22 protein-coding genes and 1 pseudogene are annotated in these 22,173 nt (G+C 68.5%); 7 read left to right on the forward strand and 16 right to left on the reverse strand.

Translation table 11 applies throughout. The features are described from left to right. The first annotated feature begins 305 nt into the window (after positions 1 to 305). Positions 306 to 659 carry a hypothetical protein gene (locus tag ON21_RS19580; protein WP_157170886.1) on the forward strand — a complete coding sequence of 118 codons (354 nt, stop codon included), beginning with the start codon at positions 306 to 308 and terminating at the stop codon, positions 657 to 659. Here the strand turns inward: ON21_RS19580 and ON21_RS19585 are convergent. From ON21_RS19585 to ON21_RS19610, 6 genes are all read right to left on the reverse strand, one after another. Continuing rightward, positions 646 to 1,692, reverse strand: a complete 1,047-nt coding sequence (locus ON21_RS19585) for an S-adenosylmethionine:tRNA ribosyltransferase-isomerase (RefSeq protein ID WP_039799701.1) — start codon at positions 1,690 to 1,692, stop codon at positions 646 to 648. The two genes, ON21_RS19580 and ON21_RS19585, sit on opposite strands and share 14 nt — an antisense overlap. After that, positions 1,689 to 2,384 (reverse strand): SDR family oxidoreductase, encoded by a 696-nt coding sequence (locus tag ON21_RS19590; protein ID WP_039799726.1) that lies wholly within the window; start codon positions 2,382 to 2,384, stop codon positions 1,689 to 1,691. Before ON21_RS19590 ends, ON21_RS19585 begins: the two co-directional genes overlap by 4 nt. 68 nt (positions 2,385 to 2,452) lie before the next feature. Then, on the reverse strand, positions 2,453 to 4,567 hold the full coding sequence (gene ligA, locus ON21_RS19595; RefSeq protein ID WP_039799727.1) for an NAD-dependent DNA ligase LigA: 2,115 nt from the start codon (positions 4,565 to 4,567) through the stop codon (positions 2,453 to 2,455). 157 nt (positions 4,568 to 4,724) lie between these two features. Next, positions 4,725 to 5,786: a methionine synthase gene (locus ON21_RS19600; protein ID WP_051021030.1), complete on the reverse strand. Its 1,062-nt coding sequence runs from the start codon at positions 5,784 to 5,786 to the stop codon at positions 4,725 to 4,727. A 139-nt stretch (positions 5,787 to 5,925) separates the two neighbouring features. After that, entirely contained in the window at positions 5,926 to 7,041 is a 1,116-nt protein-coding gene (gene mnmA / locus ON21_RS19605) for a tRNA 2-thiouridine(34) synthase MnmA (RefSeq protein WP_051021020.1), read from the reverse strand. Continuing rightward, complete coding sequence (locus ON21_RS19610; protein ID WP_039799702.1) at positions 7,041 to 8,270, reverse strand: cysteine desulfurase family protein; 1,230 nt, start codon at positions 8,268 to 8,270, stop codon at positions 7,041 to 7,043. Before ON21_RS19610 ends, mnmA begins: the two co-directional genes overlap by 1 nt. Positions 8,271 to 8,530: 260 nt before the next feature. Here ON21_RS19610 and ON21_RS19615 point away from each other — a divergent pair, with 260 nt between their 5' ends. Beyond that, entirely contained in the window at positions 8,531 to 8,845 is a 315-nt protein-coding gene (locus ON21_RS19615; RefSeq protein ID WP_157170887.1) for a hypothetical protein, read from the forward strand. 159 nt (positions 8,846 to 9,004) lie between these two features. Here ON21_RS19615 and ON21_RS19620 read toward each other — a convergent pair whose 3' ends face one another. The 3 genes from ON21_RS19620 to ON21_RS19630 all read right to left on the reverse strand — a co-directional run bounded on the left by ON21_RS19620 (position 9,005) and on the right by ON21_RS19630 (position 12,399). Beyond that, a complete protein-coding gene (locus ON21_RS19620) occupies positions 9,005 to 10,021 on the reverse strand; it encodes a lysophospholipid acyltransferase family protein (protein WP_306307706.1) in 1,017 nt (338 codons plus the stop codon). A gap of 5 nt (positions 10,022 to 10,026) precedes the next feature. Next, a complete protein-coding gene (locus ON21_RS19625) occupies positions 10,027 to 10,854 on the reverse strand; it encodes a GNAT family N-acetyltransferase (RefSeq protein ID WP_039799705.1) in 828 nt (275 codons plus the stop codon). A 252-nt stretch (positions 10,855 to 11,106) separates the two neighbouring features. Next, positions 11,107 to 12,399, reverse strand: coding sequence for an NAD(P)/FAD-dependent oxidoreductase (locus ON21_RS19630; RefSeq protein ID WP_051021025.1), 1,293 nt, complete (start codon positions 12,397 to 12,399; stop codon positions 11,107 to 11,109). A 113-nt stretch (positions 12,400 to 12,512) separates the two neighbouring features. Between ON21_RS19630 and ON21_RS19635 the strand changes: the two genes are divergently transcribed. Beyond that, positions 12,513 to 13,370: a LysR family transcriptional regulator gene (locus ON21_RS19635; RefSeq protein WP_039799706.1), complete on the forward strand. Its 858-nt coding sequence runs from the start codon at positions 12,513 to 12,515 to the stop codon at positions 13,368 to 13,370. Positions 13,371 to 13,405: 35 nt separating this feature from the next. On the opposite strand, the gene ON21_RS19640 is transcribed toward ON21_RS19635, so the two are convergent. Both ON21_RS19640 and ON21_RS19645 read right to left on the reverse strand, forming a co-directional pair. Further along, the gene (locus tag ON21_RS19640; RefSeq protein ID WP_039799707.1) at positions 13,406 to 13,672 is read right to left on the reverse strand and encodes a hypothetical protein; all 267 of its coding nucleotides are present in this window, start codon (positions 13,670 to 13,672) and stop codon (positions 13,406 to 13,408) included. A gap of 6 nt (positions 13,673 to 13,678) precedes the next feature. Further along, complete coding sequence (locus ON21_RS19645; protein WP_039799708.1) at positions 13,679 to 14,233, reverse strand: hypothetical protein; 555 nt, start codon at positions 14,231 to 14,233, stop codon at positions 13,679 to 13,681. Positions 14,234 to 14,614: 381 nt separating this feature from the next. On the opposite strand from ON21_RS19645, the gene ON21_RS19650 reads away from it, so the two are divergent. Next, positions 14,615 to 15,508: a helix-turn-helix domain-containing protein gene (locus ON21_RS19650; protein ID WP_039799709.1), complete on the forward strand. Its 894-nt coding sequence runs from the start codon at positions 14,615 to 14,617 to the stop codon at positions 15,506 to 15,508. Beyond that, positions 15,505 to 15,711, forward strand: coding sequence for a DUF397 domain-containing protein (locus tag ON21_RS19655; RefSeq protein ID WP_039799710.1), 207 nt, complete (start codon positions 15,505 to 15,507; stop codon positions 15,709 to 15,711). Before ON21_RS19650 ends, ON21_RS19655 begins: the two co-directional genes overlap by 4 nt. Positions 15,712 to 15,924: 213 nt before the next feature. Here ON21_RS19655 and ON21_RS19660 read toward each other — a convergent pair whose 3' ends face one another. From ON21_RS19660 to ON21_RS19680, 5 genes are all read right to left on the reverse strand, one after another. Beyond that, a complete protein-coding gene (locus ON21_RS19660; RefSeq protein ID WP_039799711.1) occupies positions 15,925 to 16,980 on the reverse strand; it encodes a uroporphyrinogen decarboxylase/cobalamine-independent methonine synthase family protein in 1,056 nt (351 codons plus the stop codon). A 318-nt stretch (positions 16,981 to 17,298) separates the two neighbouring features. Beyond that, complete coding sequence (locus tag ON21_RS19665; protein WP_051021027.1) at positions 17,299 to 18,399, reverse strand: hypothetical protein; 1,101 nt, start codon at positions 18,397 to 18,399, stop codon at positions 17,299 to 17,301. Positions 18,400 to 18,455: 56 nt separating this feature from the next. Next, positions 18,456 to 19,016 (reverse strand): DUF4365 domain-containing protein, encoded by a 561-nt coding sequence (locus ON21_RS19670; RefSeq protein WP_039799713.1) that lies wholly within the window; start codon positions 19,014 to 19,016, stop codon positions 18,456 to 18,458. A 145-nt stretch (positions 19,017 to 19,161) separates the two neighbouring features. Further along, a complete protein-coding gene (locus ON21_RS19675; RefSeq protein WP_039799714.1) occupies positions 19,162 to 20,118 on the reverse strand; it encodes an electron transfer flavoprotein subunit alpha/FixB family protein in 957 nt (318 codons plus the stop codon). Between the two features lie 35 nt (positions 20,119 to 20,153). Further along, on the reverse strand, positions 20,154 to 20,939 hold the full coding sequence (locus ON21_RS19680; protein WP_039799716.1) for an electron transfer flavoprotein subunit beta/FixA family protein: 786 nt from the start codon (positions 20,937 to 20,939) through the stop codon (positions 20,154 to 20,156). 262 nt (positions 20,940 to 21,201) lie between these two features. Here ON21_RS19680 and ON21_RS19685 point away from each other — a divergent pair, with 262 nt between their 5' ends. Both ON21_RS19685 and ON21_RS38520 read left to right on the forward strand, forming a co-directional pair. Next, positions 21,202 to 22,011 carry a class I SAM-dependent methyltransferase gene (locus ON21_RS19685; protein WP_039799718.1) on the forward strand — a complete coding sequence of 270 codons (810 nt, stop codon included), beginning with the start codon at positions 21,202 to 21,204 and terminating at the stop codon, positions 22,009 to 22,011. Beyond that, positions 22,008 to 22,173: pseudogene (locus tag ON21_RS38520) on the forward strand (1,4-alpha-glucan branching protein); the annotation flags it as partial. The gene ON21_RS19685 and the pseudogene ON21_RS38520, both read left to right, overlap by 4 nt.

The raw sequence follows: 22,173 nt of genomic DNA on the forward strand, positions 1-22,173 counted from the left end.
ACGGGTAGGCCATGGCAACCCGCCGGTACGGCTCATGTGTCGCGCGCCATACACCTGCGCCCCGGCTGCACATCGGAACCATTGGCAGCCACCGGCGCGAATACACAGAGCCCAGATCGCGCACTGGCCCGGCCACCGCATCCGGTGCGCTACGCGGATACCGAACTCGACGTCGACGACCTCTTGTGCGCGCGGTAGCCGCGTCCGTCGCCGGGACAAGTGCGGTGATAGCGGGTTAGCATGCCTGCACGCTGCGGTCTTGCCGCGGCGTACTGCCGAAGTTGTTCGATGGGATGAGGGTAACGATGGGATCGACGGTTCGTCGCGTTGTGGTCGGAGGCTCCGCCGTCGCCGCGCTCGCGCTGGGCTCGCTGACCGTGGCGCCGGAGGCGGTGGCGGACGCGCCCTGTCCGGAGGGCACCGCACGCGTGTTCCTGGCCAACAGCACGAACACCTGCCAGGGCGGAGGGACGGTCAGCTACGACCCGCCCGGCGTGGTGTCGAAGGTGTGCTCGACGGCGAGCGCCGACGTGTCCGCCGAGGCGACGTTCAAGAATCGCCGCGGCAAGATCATCACCCAGAAGCTCGACCTGAGCGACGGCCGCTGCGGGCGGTTCGACATCGCGGGCCAGCTGGGCGCCACGGTCACGGTCCACTGAGCGGGTCGGGCCCGAACAGCAGCGCGCTGTCGCCGAACTCGTGCCATAGATAGCCGGTGTCCACGGCCGCGGCGTAGGCGGCGGCGACGGTTTCCTCCCCCGCCACCGCTACCAGGAGATCCAGGTGTGACGCACCGGGCGCGTGCCAACCGGTGATCAGACCGTCCACCACACGGGCCGGTCGCTCGGCGCCGAGCACCAGGTCGGTCCAGCCGCGCGACGCGTGGACCAGGCCCGACGCGTCGGCGGCGGTCTCCAGCGCCCGGGTCACCGTCGTGCCGACCGCGACGACCCGCCCACCGGCGGCTTTGGTGTCGTTCACCAGCCGCGCCGTCGGGGCGGGGACGACGAACCGCTCCGGGCTCGGCGGTTCCCCGGTCTCAGGCGAGGAGACGCCGGTGTGCAGGGTGATCGGCGCGAGAGCGACGCCCGCGACGATCAGATCCAGCACCAGCCGCTCGGTGAATGGTCGTGCCGCACTTGGCATTTCCGCGCTGCCCGGAACCCGGCCGAAGACCGTTGTGTAATAGTCGGCCGACCATCGCTGCGGCACATAGGAATACGTGACGGGGCGGCCGTGCGCGGCCAGTAACCGGAACACGTCACCGGTGACGTCCGCGCTCCAGAGACGGCGTCCGCCGGGTAGCCACGGCGCGCTGAGTGTCGCCGCCGCACCCGGCAACCGCAGCACGGTCCCGACCGAGACCCGCTCGGCCGGATAGGGGGTGCGCTCGGTGGTCCGGACCTCCACTACCCATCGGCCGTCGTCCAGCCAGGTGGAGAAGTGCAGCACGACGGGCTCGCCGTCCATCGTGGCGTCGACCGCCGACGACATGGTCGCCGAGTTGTTCACCACCAGAAGGTCGCCCGGGTGCAGGCGATCGGGCAGTTCCCGGAATCGAGCGTGCGTCAGTCCATCGTCGGCGACGAGCAGACGGACCTCGTCGCGGGCCATGCCCCGGGCTTCGGGCGGGACGGTGGCGTTGTGTTCGGGAGTCGGATCGAAAGACGGCAGTTCGGTCCGCACCGTCATGACGCACGCCCGGCCATGAAGTCCGCAGCGGCATAACGCCCGTTCTTCGGCTTCTCGGCGAGCAACCGCAGCAGTGCGGGCACCACCGTCGCGGGCTCGGGCCGGTCGGAGATGTCGACGCCGGGAAACGCGGCCTGATGCATCTCGGTGCGCATGTCGCCGGGATCGAAGGCATAGACGGAGAGATCCGGATGTTCCGCGCCGAGAATCGCCGTGAGCTGATCGAGCGCCGCCTTCGACGAACCGTATCCACCCCACGTGGGATACGGCTCCACGGCGGCGTCGGAACTGATGTTCACCACGGCGCCGTCCGACCGCAGCAGCGGCAGCGCCATCCGCACCACAGCCAGTGGCGCAACCACGTTGGTGCGCAGGACGCGCTCGAATTCGTCGAGCGGATACTCCGCGAGGCGGGGCAGCGGACTCGGCCCGAGGCGGCTGGCGTTGTTCACCACCAGGGCGAGTTCTCCCGCGCCGCGCGCGGCATCCGCCAGCCGGGCTCGATCCGCCGGATCGGTGACGTCGCCGGGAACCGCCAGGAACGACGACCCGAGTTCGTCGGCCACGCGCCGCAACCGCTCGGCACGACGCCCCGTCCCCAGCACCCGCCACCCTTGTTCGATCAGCGCCCGCGCGAGCGCCGCGCCGAATCCAGCCGATGCGCCGGTGATCAGTGCGGTAGGACGAGACATGATGACCTCCAGGTAGTCGCCTACCAGTCGATCCTCATACCTCAACGTATCTTCAGGTCAAGCGCCGATCACTCCTCGGCTTCGGCGTCCTCCGCGGCCGTCTCCGGGGTGACCGCCTCGGGACCGCCGGCCAGCAGCCGCTGGAACCCCTCCTCGTCGAGAATCGGCACACCGAGTTCCTCCGCCTTGGCGGCCTTGGATCCGGGCGCGTCACCGACCACCACGAACGCGGTCTTCTTCGAGACCGAACTGGCCGCCTTGCCGCCGCGCACCAGGATCGCCTCCTTGGCGCCGTCGCGGGTGAAGCCCTGCAGCGACCCCGTCACCACGATGGACAGACCCTCCAGATTGCGCTCGATGGATTCGTCGCGCTCGTCTTCCATTCGCACACCCGCGGCCCGCCACTTCGCCACCACGGCCCGGTGCCAATCCACGGTGAACCACTCCGCCACCGCGGCCGCGATGGTCGGACCCACGCCGTCGGCGGCGGCCAATTCCTCGACCGACGCCGCCTCGATGCGGTCGAGGCTGCCGAACTCGGCGGCCAGCGCCCGCGCTGCGGTGGGGCCGACGTGCCGGATGGACAGGCCGACCAGCACCCGCCACAGCGGCCGGTTCTTGACCGCGGCCAGGTTCTCCAGCAACCGCTTGCCGTTGGCGGAGAGGCTGCCGTTCTTGTTGGCGTAGAGCGAGGTGGTGAGCAGCGCCGCCTCGTCCAGGTCGAACAGGTCGCCCTCGTCGGTGATGGCGCCGGACTTCAGCAGATCGATGGCGCCTTCGTAACCGAGGGCCTCGATGTCGAAAGCGCCGCGACCTGCTACGTGGTAGACGCGCTCGCGCAACTGGGCCGGGCAGAACTGCTGATTCGGGCAGCGGATGTCGGCGTCGCCCTCCTTCTCCGGGCGCAGTTCGGTGCCGCATTCGGGGCAGTGCGTCGGCATGACGAACTCGCGTGCGTCCTCGGGACGCGCGTCCACCACCGGACCCAGCACCTCCGGGATCACGTCGCCCGCCTTGCGGATGGTGACCGTGTCGCCGATCAGCACGCCTTTGCGCTTGACCTCGGCCGCATTGTGCAACGTGGCCATCGCGACCGTGGACCCCGCGACGGACACCGGCTCCATCACCGCGAACGGCGTCACCCGGCCCGTGCGGCCGACGTTCACCTGGATGTTCAGCAGCTTCGTCGTCGCCTCTTCCGGCGGGTACTTGTAGGCGATCGCCCAGCGCGGAGCGCGCGAGGTGGAGCCGAGGCGGCGTTGCAGCGCCGTCTCGTCGACCTTGATCACCTGGCCATCGATCTCGTGCTCGATGTCGTGCCGGTGCTCGCCCCAATACGCGACCCGCTCGATCACCGCGTCGATGCCCTGCACCCGCCTGGTGTGCTCCGACACCGGCAGGCCCCATGCCGAGAGGGCGCGGTAGGCCTCGTACTGCGAGGTCGGCGTGTAGCCCTCGATCCGGCCGAAGCCGTGACAGATCATGCGCAGCCTGCGCCGCGCGGTGACCGACGGGTCCTTCTGCCGCAGCGAACCGGCGGCGGTGTTGCGCGGGTTGGCATAGGGCGGCTTGCCCTCGGCCACGATGGCGGCGTTGAGCGTCTCGAAATCTTCCAGCCGGAAGTACACCTCGCCCCGGACCTCCAGCAGTCGCGGGATCGGGAACTCCTCGCTGGGAGTCAGCTCGCCGGGGATGTCATCGATGGTGCGCGCGTTGAGCGTGACGTCCTCGCCGGTGCGTCCGTCGCCTCGGGTGGCGCCGCGGACCAGCCTCCCGTTCTCGTACACCAGGTTCAGCGCGACGCCGTCGATCTTGACCTCGCACAGGTAGTGCAGGTCCGGCCCCGTCTCGGCCTCCACCCGGGCGGCCCAGGCGTGTAGCTCGTCGACGTCGAACACGTTGTCCAGCGACAGCATCCGCTCGAGGTGATCGACGGCGGTGAAATCGGTCGCGAACCCGCCGCCCACGAGCTGGGTCGGCGAATCCGGCGTGCGCAGGTCCGGATGGTCGTCCTCCATGGCCTGCAACCGCCGCAACAGCGCGTCGAACTCCCCGTCGGAGATGATCGGCGCGTCCCGGACGTAGTAGCGGAACTGGTGCTCACGCACCTCGTCCGCGAGTTGCTGCCACTCCACCCGCTGCTCTGGCGTCGCCGGGGCCGCCGCGCTCTCGCTGTCACTCACCCATCGCACATTAGCGGAGGCCACCGACAGGGAGTCGCCGTGTTCGCGCACGTCGCCGCCTTGCGGAGACGAATTCCGGCCGGTCCGTTTCGCGGCGCGAGCACAGGCGCTCCGGCGGCACAGACGCGCGGCCTGCCCGTCTCGACGGTGCGATCGGTCAGTCGAAGGAAAGCTCTTCCGGCTCTTCCGCATACGCGCGCGCGACCTCCGCGGCCAAGCGCAGTGCGCGCCGACTCCACTCCAGCGGAGCACCCGCGAGACCGCACGCCGGACTGACCGCGACCCGTTGTGCCAGCGTGCGGCGGCCGAAGCCGAGCCGATCGATCAGCCGGACACCGGGCTCGGCGAGGTCGCGCCAAGTGACCGGGGTCGCGGGCACTTCGGTCGGGACCACACCGAGCACCAACTGTTTGCCCGCTTCGACGGTCTCCCCGACTTCGTCGAGTTGCCTGGTGCCGATCGCGCTCAGGTCGAAGCCGATCGCGGCGGCGGCGCTGCGACGCAGCAAACCCAGCGCGGGCGGCTGCGCGCAACTGTGCACCAGCACGGGCGCGGACTGAGCGGCGATCACCGTGTCCAACAGCGCGAGCGCTTCCGGCTCGGGCACAGCGCGTACCGTGTTCAGTACGCTCACCCCGCGCAGCGAGCCTTCCAGCACCGCGGTCAGCGACGGTTCGTCCAGTTGCAGGACGACGCGCGCGCCGAGCCGCTTGCCCACCTCGGCGACGTGCTGCGCCAGCCCCTCGGCCAGCGAGTCCGAAAGATCGCGCACCGCACCGGAATCGGTGAGCACGCGATGCCCGCCGGGCAGTTCGACCTGCGCGGCCAACGTCAGCGGCCCCGCCGCCTGCACCTTGACCAGCCGGTCGCCGCCGGACAAGCCCGCGTTCTCCCATGCTTCCTCGAGCGCGTCCAGATCGGTGCGCAGCAGATCGCGGGCCCGGCGCGAGACCGCGCCCGGCCGCTGCGCGAGCCGGTAGCCCCTCGGCGTCGTGTCGAAGCGCAGGTCGACCAGCAGGGCGGAGGCCCGTCCGATCAGGTCCGCGCCCGCACCGCGCCCCGGCAACTCCACCAGGTGCGGCAGCTCACCGAGTTCGCCGACGATGGTCGCCGCGGCCTCACGCGGATCGGTGCCCGGCCAGGAACCGATGCCGGTGGCGATGCCGCCCGGGAAGCGCACCGGCTCGGTCGCCGTACCCGTCCCACTGTCTCGCGCCACGTCAGCCGTGCCGGTCTCGTCCACCCTCGTCGTACTCCGTCCGCTCGATTCCGCCGTTACGCCACCGCGCCGCGTTCAGCGGCTGGACCGTCCTCGGATGCACTGTCGCGCGGGCAGCCGGCGAGACGCTGCCCGAAGATCACCGCCGCGCGTCGACCCGCGCGTCACTCGGGACCGGCTCGCTGGCGGTACCGGAAATGGTGCCACTTCCGATCACCTCGTCGCCCTCGGGATCCGGGCGATAGAGCACCACTGCCTGGCCGCGCGCGACACCGGTCAACGGCTCACGCAGCCGCACGCGCAGTCCGTCGCCCACCGCCTCGGCGACCGCGGGCGCGATGCCGCCGTGCGCGCGCACCTGTGCCACGCACTCGATCGGACCCGTGGGCACGGAGCCGGACGTCCAGATCGCTCGCTCCGCCTCGACCGTCCAGACCCGCAGGTCATCGGCCGACCCGACGCGCACCGTGCCGGACTCGGGATCGATGCCGGTGACGTACCTCGGCTTGCCGTCGGCGGCGGGACCCGGCAAACCGAGGCCCTTGCGCTGGCCGATGGTGAACCCGTGCACGCCCTCGTGCCGCGCGAGTTCCCGCCCGTCGGCGTCGACGACCGCGCCGGGCCGGATGCCGATCTTCGCGCCCAGGAAGGCACGGGTGTCGCCGGAGGGGATGAAGCAGATGTCGTGACTGTCGGGCTTGTTCGCGACGGCGAGTCCGCGCTCGGCGGCCTCGGCGCGGATCTGCGGCTTGGGGGTGTCGCCCACCGGGAACATCGCACGGGAGAGCTGCTGCGCGGTCAGCACCGCCAGCACATAGGACTGGTCCTTGTCGGCGTCGACGGCGCGGCGCAGCACACCGTCGTCCAACCGCGCGTAGTGCCCGGTCACCACGGCGTCGAAGCCGAGCGCCACCGCGCGGTCGGCCAGGGCGGAGAACTTGATCTTCTCGTTGCAGCGCAGGCACGGATTCGGCGTCTCACCCGCCGCGTAGGCCGCGACGAAGTCATCGATGACGTCTTCCTTGAAGCGGTCGGCGAAATCCCAGACGTAGAACGGGATGCCGAGCACGTCGGCGGCGCGCCGGGCGTCCCCGGCGTCCTCCTTCGAGCAGCAACCGCGCGATCCGGTGCGCAGCGTGCCCGGTGTCGCCGACAGCGCCAGATGCACGCCGACCACCTCGTGACCGGCGTCGACGGCACGCGCCGCCGCCACGGCCGAATCCACACCACCGCTCATCGCGGCGAGTACCCGCATCAGACACCTCCTTTCGCACCGGCCAGGCCCGCGGCCTTGGCCCGCTCCACCACCTGCGGCAAGACTTCCAGAACTGCGTCGACGTCGGCGCGCGTCGAGGTGTGCCCCAGCGAGAAGCGCAGCGATCCGCGCGCCTGCCACGGCTCGACGCCCATGGCGATCAGCACGTGACTTGGCGTGGCGACGCCCGCGGTGCACGCCGAGCCGGTCGAGCATTCGATGCCCGCCGCGTCCAGCAGCATCAGCAGCGAATCCCCCTCGCAGCCGGGGAAAGTGACGTGCACGTTGCCGGGCAGTCGCCGTTCGCCGGCCGGACCGTTGAGCACCGCGTCGGGCGCCATCGCGCGGATACCGTCGATCAGCGCGTCCCGCAGCGCGACCAACTCGGCGGTCCGAGCGTGGCGTTCGATCGAGGTCTGGCGCAGCGCGGCGGCCAGCCCGATGGCCGCCGCCGTGTCCGAGGTGCCCGACCGGAGGTCGCGCTCGTGCCCGCCGCCGTGCAGCAGCGGTACGCACGGCACCTGCCTGCCGAGCAGCAGCACCCCGATACCGTGCGGTCCCCCGACCTTGTGCCCGGCGAAGCTGGCCGCGGAAAGGCCGCTCGCGCCGAAGTCGATGGGCAGCTGCGCCGCGGCCTGCACCGCGTCACTGTGCATCGGGACGCCGAATTCCGCTGCGACGGAAGCGAGTTCGCCGATCGGCTGGATCGTGCCGACCTCGTTGTTCGCCCACATGACGGTGACCAGCGCCACCTCGTCGGGATGGGCGGCGAGCGCGGCGCGCAGGACCGCGGCCGCGACCACGCCATCGGCGTCCACCGGCAGCCAGGTGACCTCGGCGCCCTCGTGCCGCTCCAGCCACTCCACCGCGTCGATCACCGCGTGATGCTCCACCGAGCTGGCGATGATCCGGTTGCGGCGCGGATCGGCGTCGCGGCGCGCCCAGAAGATGCCCTTCACCGCCAGGTTGTCGCTCTCGGTGCCGCCGGAGGTGAAGATGACCTCGGACGGCCGGGCGCCCAAATCCGCGGCGATCGATTCGCGCGCCTCCTCCAGCAGCCGGCGGGCGGCGCGCCCCGAGCCGTGCAGCGACGACGCGTTGCCCGTGCTGCGCAGGGCAGCCGTCATCGCCTCGATGGCCGCGGGCAGCATCGGTGTGGTGGCCGCGTGATCGAGGTAGACCGTCTGGGGCGCAGCACCGTTGACCGGACCCGAAAAAGCCGACTTCATGACCAGTTAAGGATAGCCGTCACGCCCAGCCGGTTATTCCCCCCTGCTCACGCGCCCGCGCAGGGTCCGTTCACCGGTCCGATTCACACCCGAACGTCCTATGACCGGCCGAATCTCAGGGTTTTCACCTATTGAATGCGCCGCTATATAGCGGTACGTTGTTCAGCGTGTTGATCGCCGATCCGTTCCGTTCGGGAGCGGATCCGGGCCGGGACGCCGAGCGGTCGACTCCCGGACGAATCGATAGTGAGGAAGTTCCGATGGAACCACGCACCCATGGACGTACGCGACGTGTGCTGGCACGCGCCGCCGCCGCGTCCGTACTCGCCCTGATGCCGGTCGCCGCCGTCGCGGTGCCCGCGCTCGCCGACCCGATCGTGCTCGAACCCGCCGACCAGCTCGACGCGACCCACGGCCGCCACGGTCACGACGACTGGAACCGCGGCAGGCACAACGACTGGGATCGTGGCCGCCACGACGACTGGTTCCGCGGCCGCGACCGCCACGACGACTGGGACCACGGCAGGCCCGGCTGGGACCACAGGTGGCGGCCGCCGACGGGCAGCGGCTTCTGAGTCATTCCCTGCTGCGGGGCGGGCCGACATCGGCCCGCCCCGCAGCTGTGTGCAGCACAGCGAAACGTCCGCGAGTGGTACATGCGGCAAATCGCGAGTAGACCTCTCGGTGGTGTACCACTCGTGAGACCTGTCGAGTGGTGGACGCGGACGTGCCGCTCAGTGCGCGACCGCAGTACTCCGGCGGCCGCGCAGAATCGGGCGGCGGCGAGGTCGGCGTACTTCTGGTGTCTCGGTGGCGAGCGACGGGTCTTGGACTCGGGTGTGCCCCGCCTCGATCCACTCCGTGGTTTCCAGCTCACCGTGTCGCGGCGACACGGCGCCGCGGACGGCGGCCTCGCAGCGGCGGGCGAGTTCGCGCCGGTCGGCGCCGGGTTCCAGCACCGGCTCCAGCACCACCTCGGCGACCATTCCGCGCGAGCGCAGCACCCGCGCGGCGGAGGAGCCGAAGGTGTCGACGCCGACGAATGCGGGCACCGTGCACGGCACACCGTGCCGGTCCAGGTACCGCAATCGCACCGGCTGCACGGGGGTGCCGGTGTCCACCGCCGCTTGGAACAACGCGGGGCGCATGCCGCCGTAGGCGCGGCCACACCAGGTGGTGCCCTCGGGGAAGACGCCGATCCGCTCACCAGCGGCCAACCGCGCTGCGACCGCGGCAACCACGCCGGGCAACTGCCGCAGGCTCTCGCGCTCGATCGGGATCACCCGCATCAGCTCGGCGAGTTTGCCGAGCAGCGGCCAGTCCACCATGTCGGCGCGGGCCACGAAGCCGAGCGGCTGCACCGAGGCGAGCGCGACGATGTCGGTCCAGCTGATATGCCCGGTGACGACCAGCACGCCTGCGTCGCCGGCGCCGAAACCGGCGCGCGCGGTGTCGCCCTCATCGGCGACACCGCGCTCCGCGGTGACCCGGTTGTCGACGATGCGCAACCGCAGGCCGATGCAACCGAGCAGGAGGCGTGCGTAGCCGCGCTGCAACGGCGCCCGCTTGCCGCGCGGGGTCACCGCGTGCGCGATCGGGTAGCTGAGCAGCACTCCGGCGACCCCGGCCAGCCGGGCGGCCACCCGTGCCGGGCCGACCTGGTCGATCGAATCGATACAGCCGGGACCACAGGGGCTCGACGGCATCCAAGCGTGCGCGGCGGCCGTAGCGGGTGGCGCGTCGAAAACCACGGTCCTCACCGTCCCCCGTCGAACGACGCGGCGGCGTCTTGTAGGCGGTTGAGGTAGCGGGTGTTGATGGTGTTCAGCCCGAGCAGCACGACGAAGTCGGCGACCGCGAAAGCGGGATCATGGGCGGGCTCGCCACAGATCTCCGCGCCCAGCCGCAGGTATCCGCGCACCAGCGGGGGCAGCTTCGGCCGCGACGGCGGGGTCAGTTCGTCCAGGGTCTTGCCGTCGACGATCACCGGGTTGTACGGGTGTACCCGGCGCTCCGGGTCGGAGGCGTGCCGGCCGAGCAGCATGTCGCGCACGCCGCGCACGTTCACCCCGGGCGGATCGGCCGGAATGTTCTGCATCGGCACCGACACGCAGCCCATCACCCACTCGTAGCCGGTGAGCTGGATGTAGTGCAGGATCCCCGCCCACATGAGCGTGAGCACCGAGCCGTTGCGGTGGTCGGGGACCACGCAGGCGCGGCCCATCTCGACGATCCGCATGCCCTCCGGATCCAGTTGCGCGAGATCGAATTCCGTCGCCGTGTAGTACCCGCCCGCAGCGGCGACCTTGTCCGGCGGCAGCATCCGGTAACAGCCGACGAACTCGCCGCTGGCGTCGTCGCGCACCAGCATGTGGTCGCAGTGCTCGTCGAATCGGTCGGCGTCCAAACCGCTGCCGTCGTCCGGGATCCGGAAGCCCGGCTCGTTGGCGAACACGTTGTAGCGCAGGCGCTGTGCGGCGACGCGGTGGTCGAGGTCGGAGGAGACCACCAGCGAGTAACGCGACCGTCCCTCCCCGGAGTCCGTCGGTCGAGCCGGGGCCGTCAGCACGGACGAAATAGTCATATCCACGATGAAGCCAGTCCGACAATGCCGCCCAGCAACCTCGAAGTGTCGCCGCGATGCCGGTTGGGTGAACGAGACGGCTGTCACACCGAGCGTTCACCGAACGGTTCCACCGCGTTCGCCCATCCGCATCGAAACCGCTTCCGACATGCCGTTTACCGCGCGAGTCGCGGTTCGGTTCCGTGCAGCGGAAAAGCCGCGCGCACCGTGAATCGCGCCGCCTTCGACGCGATTCTCAGGTGCGAGAAGCCGTCAGGCGGCTCGACTCTCCGCGGCGAGTACCTTCGGCGCGGTCGTGTCCTCTTCGGCGAAACCGGGACGCCCGGTGAAGATGAACGCGACCAGCCAGGACGCGACCGCGGCGAAGCGGTTGCGGAAGCCGACCAGGTAGAACAGGTGCACCGCGAGCCACATGACCCAGGCGATCAGGCCGCGGAAGGTGACGCGGTCGTTCAGCTTCGTGACGGCGCTGAATCGGCTGATCACAGCCATGCTGCCCTTGTCCCAGTAGGTGAAGGCGGTGCCGGGCTGCTTCTTGCGGCGGATGATGTCGGCGGCGTGCCTGCCCTCCTGCATGGCCACCGGCGACTGGCCGGGGTAGCCGTTGAGCGAGGTCATGTCGCCGATGGCGTAGATGTCGGCGTAGCCGCCGACGGTGAGATCGGGGTTGATCAGCAGCCGGCCGGCCCGGTCGGTCGCCACGCCCGTGGCCTCGGCCAGGATCTTCGCGAACCCGCCCGCCTGCACGCCAGCCGACCACACCACGGTCTCCGCCGCGATGGCGTGCTCGACGCCGTCCGCGCCCTTGACGGTGACCTTGCCGTGCTCGATGTCGGTGACGAAGGTGCCGAGCAGCACGTCGACGCCGCTGCTGGTCAGCGACTTCTTCGCGTACTCCGACAGCCCGCCGCCGAACGGCGGGAGCACCTCGCCCGCGCCCTCGACGAGCGTGACCGAGACCTCCTGGTGGAAGTGCCGTTTCGCCAGCTCCTTGAGCTGGCCGGCCACCTCGACGCCGGTCGCGCCCGCGCCGACCACGACGAAGCTCAGCAGCCTGCGCCTGGTCTGCTCGTCGGCCTGCGCGGCTTCGGCGAAGACGCGCGCGATCTGCGCGCGCAGCCGCCGCGCGTCATCGATGGTCTTGAGCGAATAGGTCTTCTCCGCGAAGTCGTCGCGGCCGAAGTAGGACTGGCTCGCGCCGGTGGCCGCGATCAGCGAGCCGTAGCGGATGCGATGGGACACGCCCTCGTGCTCGTAGGTGACGATGGCGCGGTCGGGATCGATGTCGACCACGGTGCCCAGGCGCACGTCGGCCTCCCGATGGCGGCGCAGGATGCCCGCGATCGGCGGCGCGATCTCCTCCGATGTGAGCACACCGGTCGCTACCTGGTACAACAGCGGTTGGAACAGATGCTCGGGCGTGCTGGAGATCAGCACATAGTCCACCCCCGACTTGGCCAGCTGCTTGGCGGCGGCGAGCCCGCCGAACCCCGATCCGACAATGACGACACCCGCGGTTTCGATTCCCGCTTCCACGTACTGCATGACAGCCTCCTTCTCTCATTACGAACCGCGATCCGGAGGGCGGATATTTCAGGTGTGTGGGCGCATAATTCAGATGACTCTTATCTCGATTCGTAATTAATGAGGAGGCGGCCGTGGAACTTCGGCAGCTCACCTACTTCGTCGCAGTGTGCGAGGAGCTCAGCTTCAGCGGCGCCGCGGCGCGCTGCTTCATCTCCCAGTCGGCGATCAGCCACCAGATCTCCCGGCTCGAGCGCGACCTCGGTGTGCAACTGTTCGAGCGCTCGACCCGGTCGGTCGTGCCCACCGACGCCACCGCACGGCTACTTCCCCTTGCGAAACAAATGCTGAGCCTGGAGTCCGCGATCCGCGCCGCCGTGCGCACGGTGGGGCCGCGCATCCGGCTCGCCGCGAACATGTCCTTCGCCACCCGCTCGCTGTCCGCGATCGCGGGGGCGCGCGCCGCGCATCCGGAAGCGGAGATCGAGTTCGTCATCAAACCCTTCCGCCAGCGCATCACCGCGGTGACGGACGGCGACTGCGATCTGGCCCTGATCCGCGGCCGCGTCGACCAGCCCGGCCTCGTGGTCGAGCAGCTGTGGGTCGAGGATCTGGTGATCGCCACCTCCAGCGCGCATCCGCTGGCTACGAAGGACGCGGTGACCCTGGCGGATCTGGCCTCCTACCCGCTGCTACTGCCCCCGGAGCAGGAGCAGGTCCTCCTGCACACCGTCATTCGCAACGCCTTCGCCGAACTCCCCACCGGGCCTACGTTCGGGCCGCCCATTCCGCCGGACCACACCGCGACGATGGAGCTGATCAACCGCCCGGACGCGTGGACCGTCCTCTACGCCGAAAGCACCACCGAAGGACTCGTCGTCCTGCGATTGGCCGAGAACAAGCTGCGGATTCCGGTGTCGGCGGTGCTGCGCGCCGACGCCAAACGCTCACCGATCCTGGACACCCTGCTCACCGCGCTGCACCGCTGCTGAGCGGGACGCGGCCTGTTACCCGGCCACCCACGTGCTCACATCCAGCCGTCGACACAGGCGGTGGAAGGTCGATGGCCGGGCAGGAGCTGTGACCAGAAGTCGTGGCGAACCGCGTCCCATAGTCCGGTCAATTCCGGCAGCAGTTCGCGGGCTTGCGCGAGGTCGGGGTAAGAACCGGGGTGGTACAAGGCGATCGGCGTCATGTCGGATGCGTCCCGCACGACCAAGATCGCGATGCGGTGGCCTTCCGGTCGCCAGGTAGCCCGAAAGCCCTCGGCTTCGGTGTGATGGATGTCGCGCATTCCACATCAGTCCCGCTCGCTGTGCGCGACTTCGCGCGGACGGGATACCAGCGTTCGGGAATCCGCGACGGAGGCGGCGAGCGCGTCCAGCACATTCAGCAGTGTTTCCAGGCTGGGGCCAGGCGAGACGGACAGTCGATCGGCGGGTTCGAACGCCAGACCACGAGCCGCGGCGCGTTCGCGTGGGCTGGAAACCGGCGGAACGAGCTTGCCCGCCCGCACCAGGCAGCTGAGCGCCGACGCCTTCCGTGGACAGGTGGCGGCACGACATCCTCTGTGCTGCTGCATGATTCGATGCGATTCAGCGATGGTGAGCGGGTGGTCAGGGTGGGTATGGCCAGGGCCGATCACACCGGGCTCAGCGCGCGCCCAAGTTACCGCAGGGCACACCGTTTCGAGGTCGCATGTCTCGCAGACCCGCGCGGGGGTGTTGTCCACGGTGGTCAGGTCGTGGACGACGAGGGCGGCAGCGTGCACACCGACCGCGACGGCCAGCGCGTACCCGACCGGATCGACTTCCCCTTCCGGCGGCCGGACGGTGTAGAGGTAGTGGTAGCCCAATCGTTCGGCGTGGCGGCGTATTTCGAGCGCGTGCCGTGGGGCGTGCGGTCCGGATATCTCGGTTCGTATCAGTCCTACGGCATTCGGTGGCTGCCTCCTATGCGTGGCGAGCCGGCCGGTTGTCCCGATCTTTTGGGCGTGCATCATCGCTCCCGGATCATGTTGACAGCGTGCGTGTTTGGATTCACTTTCCTGAGGCGCAGCCCCCTGCACGGGTTTCCGCCTCGAACGCCGGAAACCAGCACACCACCCGTGACCAGCGAATACGCTCGAAAACGAGCACCCGCTCCTGATCGGCTCAATTGCCCAGGACGGTGCTCGGTTCTCGAGCTGACCCAGATCGGTTTGCAATCCCGCACGACTCACTTTTAGGAGACCTGCGTGACCAGCCTTGATGAAGAAGGTCCCTCATCGACCCTGCCGCGTCGCCAACTCGGACGCTTCCTGCGCGACCGCCGCGAAGCGGCTGGCTTCACCATCGCCGAGGCGGCAAAACTCGTCGATCTATCCCGGGCGGTACTCCAGCGCATGGAGACCGGGCAGATCCAGAAAGTCCGTAAACAGGACGTCCAGGCGCTATGCGAGCTGTACGCCGTGGAGGCCCCGGATACCGAAGCGGCGGTGGACCTTGCGGTGCAAGCTAGAACGAAGAGCTGGTACCACGCGTATGGCGGTCTGTACAGCGGCGCTTTCAACATGTACGTCGGGCTCGAAGCGGCCGCGCGTCGACTGACCACGTACCACGAACACGTCCCTGGGTGGTTGCAGACCGCAGACTACGCGCGCGCAGTGATCGGGGCATATCCGGAATTCAGCAGGGAAGACATCGAGCGGCGTGTGGAGCACCGACTCAGGCGGCAAGCCATAGTCACTCGCAAGACCAAGCCGATTGCGTTGGAAGTTTTGCTGCATGAGTCGGCACTGCACCGCATGGTCGGAGGGCCGAAGATCATGTCGGTCCAGCACCGGCACATGGCCGAGATTTCGAAGCTGCCCAACGTCACACTGCGGATCCATCCCTTCAGTGCCGGGATGGCTTGGGGGATGCCGCACGGCCTGTTCATCATCATGGAGTTCGACTCGAACGCCAGAGGTGTGCCGATCGAACCACCGATCGTTTACCTGGAGGGAGGCCCGGCGCAGGATGTATACCTGGAGAAAGCCGAGGAGATTCGGCTCTATAGTGAGCTCGCCTCGGCCATCCGGGACAAGTGCCTGGGTGAAGTGGAATCGCGAGACCTGCTCCGGCGGGTGGCAAGGAGTTACGAGCGGTGAACGGTGACCTATCCGAGGCGAACTGGTTCAAGAGCAGCCGCAGCGCCAGCGGTTCGCAATGCGTCGAAGTGGCATGGCTCGATGGCGGCATGATCGGCGTCAGGGACAGCAAGAACCCGACCGGCCCGGCGTTGGTGTTCGCACCAGGCGAGTGGGACGCCTTCACCACAGGCATGCAGAGCGGCGAATTCGGCCCCGCCTGAACCCTACTCGCACGCCGACAGAAACGATCGGCCCCGCTCCGCCCATCACACGGGCGGAGCGGGGCCGCTCCGCATACGTCTATTGGGTTCCGCTACAACTCAACGATCCTGGTGGACATCTGAGCTGAGCCATCGGGCAACCGCAGCCCGGCTCCTCACCGGACGAGACCGGCCCCAGGTCCACCCGGGGCCGGTCGTCCGAGTCGCTATAGGTCAGACGCGCAATTCCGTCGACGCCAACGCCGTGCCCTCGATGCGCGCGCGGATCTTGGCGAACGCGGTCTCCCGCGAGGTGGAGGTGTCGTCTGCGAATGGTGAGAAGCCGCAGTCGTCGCAGGTGCCCAACCGGTCGACGGGCAGGAAGCGGGCGGCGAGCAGTACCCGGTCGCGGACCTGTTCGGGTGTCTCGACCTGAGGGTCGATCGGGTCGGTGACGCCGATGAACACCCGCGCCTCGGCGGGCAGGTGTTCCGCGACTACGGCGAGCACCTTCTCCGGGTCCGGCTCGCTGGCGAGCTGGAGGTAGAACGCGCCTACCCGCAGTTGCAGCAGCTTCGGCAGCAATTCGACGTAATCCACGTCCAGGCTGTGTGTGGAGTCCTGGTCGCCGCCCGGGCAGGTGTGCACCCCGATCCTGGCCCGCTCCTCGTCCGAGAACCGCTCGAGCACGGTGTTGTTCAGCTCGATGAACTGGTCGAGCACGCCGCCGCTCGGATCGAGCTTGAGCGACAGCCGCCCCTCGGTGAAGTCGAGCTGCACCAGGTGCGCTCCCGCGTCCAGACAGCCACGGATGTCGGCCTCGGCCGCGTCGGCGAGGTCGGCGAGGAACTGCTCGCGGGGGTAACCCTCGATCCCGTCGGCCGGATACAGCAGGCTCAGCGCCGACGGCGCGATGACGGCCTGCTTCACCGGAACGGTGGCGTGCTGCTGCGCGTCGCGCAGATAGTCCGCCGCGTGGGCGACATAGCGGAACGGGCCCGAGGCCAGCCGGGGCAGCTGTCTCTGGTGCCCGTCGGCGAACGGGATGATCGCCCCGTCAGGGGCCAGATTCTCCAGCCCGGCGATCGGATAAGTGGCGAAACTCGGCTTGGACTGCTCGCCGTCGGTGACGACGGGAGAGCCGAGTTCTTCCAGCTTGCGGATGGTCTCGGCGACTGCGCTCCGCTGGAGTTCGGCGAGCGCGGCGGCGTCGCCGGAATCGTCGGCCATGGCGGCCAACAGGTCGTGAGGTCGAGGGATGCTACCGATCGGTTCCGTTGGGATGCTCACCGGCCGAGTGTACGTCCGCGACCTGCGACTTCGACGCGAAATCGCCTGCGCCGTAATTTCTTTCGCATCGGTCACGAATCCGCGCGGAACGCCTCGAGAGTTCGCACCAATTTCGCGCCGGCCTTTTCCGACCGGTCACAACACGAAGCCGAGAAGACACACCCGCGGAACGCGAACGGCCCCGGACACGAGGTCCGGGCCCGTTCGACGGCGAGAGCACTATAGCCCTTGCGCCTCGACCGCTTCGGTCAGCTGGGGCGCGAATTTGTACGGTGGCATCCACGATGACCGCGACGTTCCAGTGAAGTCGCTCGCACCCTAGGTCAACCCCTCCCGGTGCAGATAACTCGGGTCCAGGTTTATCGTTCCGGTCAAGCGCCAAGCACCGCGTTCGAACACCAGATCGCCGGACACAACAATCGGCTGCTTGCTCTGGTGTGCGCGGATCGCCCACTGATAGTCGTCACCGACGAGTGGTACGTGCACTTTTCGCAGACGTCCGTCTACGTGTGCCGACAATACGATGCTCGTGGCTTCTTGGTCATCGTCACCGAGGTCATCCCGGTTCAGGGTGCGCACCAGACCGATCAGGGTCAAATGACGCGGCGGCTCTTCACGGCGAACCAAACGCTCTCGGACACGAGGCAACCCCGCCATCGCGTTGCGGTCGATAACGATCCGTGAGGTCTCGACCTCCGGCGGCCGCTCGCCGGCTGCCCAGTCGAAGGATAGATCGAGTGCGCGTAGGGCTTCGGGCTGCGTCAGGTCCAGCACAGATTCGACCAAACTGCCACTCAGGCCCAACTGTCCCGCGTGGTCTAAGGCGCGCTCGTCCCAGTCGAGCGCGAGCTGCCGCGCCGACTGCAGACCTGTCGCCAACGTTGTCATCACCTTGCGCGGAAACGGCACCGCTGGTGGCCCGGCGACTTGCGGTAACGGAATCTCGCCGAGACGGGTCACCACGGTGAACACGAAACTGCCGCGCTTGGTGTGTCCGAGACGAATGTCGTCTTCCAGAAAATTGGTGACCACGGCCGATCTGCGACCCCGATGCGAGTGGGTCGGGTCGTCGGCAGTGGTCGCGGCGGCCTTCATCATCGTGAACAGGGCTTCCAAGGTTGTCTCGGCCTGCCGGAACGGGATGGTGCCGTCACTCATTTCCTGGTCGAGTCGCACGAAGAACAAGTCCGCTCGAGCAGCCGCTATTCGTTCGACCAGTTGTGCAGGGTCCCAGTCGTAGATGGTGGCGAGCGATTGCAGTGTTTCGCGGAACCGCCGGGAGAAGTCGACGTAGTCGGTCGCCAGGGGCAGCATGATCCGCCCTAGAAGGCCGTCCTCGCCCGAAAGTTGCCAAATCTCTTTGACACCTTGCTCGCGAACCTCGAGCTGCCAGTCATGGGTCGCGAGGTACTGGGACACAGCTGGGGGCGATAGCGCGGACGCGACCTCCCGGAGGTTGTCGAGCGGAGCACTTCTCACCACTGACCTCCTTCGCCGATCGACTGCATGATGCCGCGCAGCCCACCCACGTCGAAGAGGTTACTTCGCGGTAGGTGGACCGTCTTGCTTGCTTTATCGTCCTCGATCCCGCCGAGGTTCGCCGCGCGTTCCCAATACATGCGGCTGGCTGTTCTGAGCCCGTCTTCGGAAAGGTCTAACAGTTCATCCGGCTCGTCCGGTATGAGCAACACGCCGAGCACTGCCGGCACGAACCGCTTGGGATTCACCAGCTTGAGAAACCGGTCCCGTTTCAGCGACCACACAATGTCCTGCGGTCTCAACAGGTGCTGCTGCGTCGTGCACTTGAGCTGCATTTCGAATTCGGGGCAGTAGTATCTCGCATAATCCGATGAAGCGACGATCGTGATGTCGACTCCGTCGTAGTCGGTCTCGTGACTCTTGACCGAACAGCCCGCAGCGGCGGCGACCATGCGCACGAAACCGAGGCTGAATTGTTCCTGCCGCGCGGTGATCGGCAGACCGCCGTCCACGCCGGTCGCCGTCTGAAGATCGCCGCTGTCCACGACGTCGCTCATCGCCCCCCTTCCCCCATTCCGCAGTGCAGCAACGCTCGCCAACAGTAGCTCAAATCCGTTGTGGCATCACGTTTTCAGCGGTGAAAAACCGAAAAAGTGGCCCCGACCGTCTCGGTCGGGGCCACTTTCGATCGCTCCGGGCGTGTCAGCCCTTGTGCGCCTTGACCGCTTCGGTCAGCTGGGGCGCGACGTTGAACAGGTCGCCCACGATGCCGTAGTCGGCGATCTCGAAGATCGGCGCCTCTTCGTCCTTGTTGACCGCGACGATGGTCTTCGAGGTCTGCATGCCCGCGCGGTGCTGGATCGCGCCGGAGATGCCCAGGGCGATGTACAGCTGCGGGGAGACCGTCTTACCGGTCTGGCCGACCTGGAACTGACCCGGGTAGTAGCCGGAGTCGACGGCGGCGCGCGAGGCGCCGACGGCCGCGCCGAGCGAGTCGGCCAGAGCCTCGACCACCGAGAAGTTGTCGGCGGAACCGACGCCGCGGCCACCGGAGACCACGATGCTCGCCTCGGTGAGTTCCGGACGGTCACCGGCGACGACCGGCTCGCGCGAGGTCACCTTGACGACGCCCTCTTCCTGCGCAGGCACCTCCACGGTCACCTTCTCGCCGGCGCCGGCCTGCGCGGAGGCCTCGACGGCGCCCGGGCGGACCGAGATCACCGGGACGTCGCCGGTGACCTTCGCGTCGACGGTGAACGCGCCACCGAAGATGGAGTGCACGGCGCTGCCGTCGGACTTCACGTCGATGACGTCGACCAGCAGGCCGGAGCCGATGCGGGCGGCCAGGCGACCCGACACCTCCTTGCCCTCGGCGGAGGCGGCGACGATGACGGCGGCGGGCGAGACCGACTCGGTCAGCGCGGCCAGCACGTCGACCTTCGGGGTCACCAAGTAGTTCTCCACATCGTCGGACTCGGCGATGTAGATCTTCTCGGCGCCCGCGGCGGCCAGCGCGTCGGCCAGCTTCTCGCCGGTGCCCGCGGTGCCGAGCACGACGGCGGCGGGCTCGCCAAGGGCGCGAGCGGCGGTGAGCAGTTCGGTGCTGACCTTCTTGATCGCACCCTCGGCGTGCTCGACGAGCACGAGTACTTCAGCCATGTGTGTTCTCTCCTAGGAAGTCTGCGCTACCGAGATCAGATGATCTTCTGGCCGATCAGGTACTGGGCGATCTTGGTGCCGCCGTCACCCTCGTCGGCGATCTTCTCGCCCGCGGTGCGCGGAGGCTTCGGCGTGGCCGCGGTGACGACGGAGCCCGCGTTGGCGACGCCGACGGTCGAGGGGTCGACGCCCAGGTCGGCCAGCGTGAAGGTCTGCACTTCCTTCTTCTTCGCGGCCATGATGCCCTTGAAGGACGGGAAGCGCGGCTCGTTGATCTTCTCGGTGACGCTGACGATGGCGGGCAGCGAGGCCTCCAGCTTGAACACGCCTTCGTCGGTCTCGCGCTCGCCGGTGATCTTGTCACCGTCGACGGTCAGCTTGCGCAGGTGGGTCAGCTGCGGCAGGCCCAGGTACTCGGCGATGATCGCGGGCACCGCGCCCGCGCGACCGTCGGTGGCCTCGTTGCCCGCGATGACCAGCTCGACACCCTCGACCTGGCCGAGCGCGCTCGCCAGCACCCACGCCGTCTGCACGGCGTCGGAGCCGTGGATGGCCGGGTCGTTGATGTGGATGGCCTTGTCGGCGCCCATGGACAGCGCCTTGCGGATGGCCTCGGTGGCGCGGTCGGGACCGGCGGCCAGCACGGTGACCTCACCGCCCTGGGCCTCCTTGATCAGCAGCGCCTCTTCGACGGCGCGCTCGTTGATCTCGTCGAGGACGGCGTCGGCGGCCTCGCGATCGAGCGTGAAGTCACCGTCGGTGAGCTTGCGCTCCGACCAGGTGTCGGGAACCTGCTTGATGAGTACGACGATGTTCGGCATCGGTCTTCGTCGACCTCCTGTTCTGGTTACACGTATGTGGTGGTCGCACGAACTGCGCCGTACGCCCCGGTGGGTGGCTCAGGCCGTGACATTACCCTACGTTAAGTTACCCGTGGGTAACTTAGTGGCTTCTCTCTCACAATTGGTTACCACGCACTACAGTGCGCCGTTCCAGCGGCCCCTTTCCCGGCGAGCGAAGCCGCAGTCCGGGGCGGCCGGGTGGGGTATGCCCCGCGGATGCCGTGCCAGTAACGTCGGAGTGATGAGCGAGGCTGTGATCCCTGCCGCAGTGGGCGACCCGACCGGCATTACCGAGACGACCGTCGGCGCCGTCGAACCACTGCCGCTGACCGGCGAGCGCACCGTTCCCGGCATCGCCGAGGAGAACTACTGGTTCCGCAGGCACGAGATCGCCTACGCCCGCCTGCTCGACCGCTGTGCCGGAAAGACCGTGCTCGAGGCCGGTTCGGGCGAGGGCTACGGCGCCGACATGATCGCGGGCGTTGCCACCAAGGTGATCGGCGTGGATTACGACACCGGCGCCGTCGAGCACGTGCGCGCGCGCTACCCCCGCGTCGAGATGATCCAGGGCAATCTCGCCGAGCTGCCGCTGGACGACGCCTCGGTCGATGTCGTGGTGAATTTCCAAGTGATCGAGCACCTTTGGGACCAGTCCCAGTTCCTGCGCGAGTGCCTGCGCGTGCTTCGCCCCGGCGGTGAGCTGCTGATCAGCACCCCCAACCGGATCACTTTCTCGCCCGGTCGCGACACTCCGCTCAACCCGTTCCACACGCGGGAACTCAACGCGGCCGAGCTGACCGAACTGCTGGTCGATGCCGGGTTCGAGGTCGCGGAGATGATCGGCGTGCACCACGGGCCGGGCCTGAAAGCGTTGGACGCCAAGCACGGCGGGTCGTTCATCGACGCGCAGATCGAACGGGCGCTGGCCGGAGAGCCCTGGCCCGCGGAACTCACCGCGGACGTCGCGAGCGTCACGGTGGACGATTTCGAGCTGCTCGCCGCCGACATCGACGCGAGCCTGGATCTGATCGCCATCGCGGTGAAGCCTTGACCGATCGCAGTACCCACGCAGCGAGCCCCGTGCCGGGCCAGTTCACCTTGGTCCTGCACTCCCACCTGCCCTGGCTGGCCCATCACGGTCGCTGGCCGGTCGGCGAGGAATGGCTCTACCAGTCCTGGGCCGCGTCCTACCTGCCCGTCGTCGAGGTGTTGC

This window comes from Nocardia araoensis NBRC 100135, assembly GCF_000308435.1.
Lineage (GTDB): Bacteria > Actinomycetota > Actinomycetes > Mycobacteriales > Mycobacteriaceae > Nocardia > Nocardia araoensis.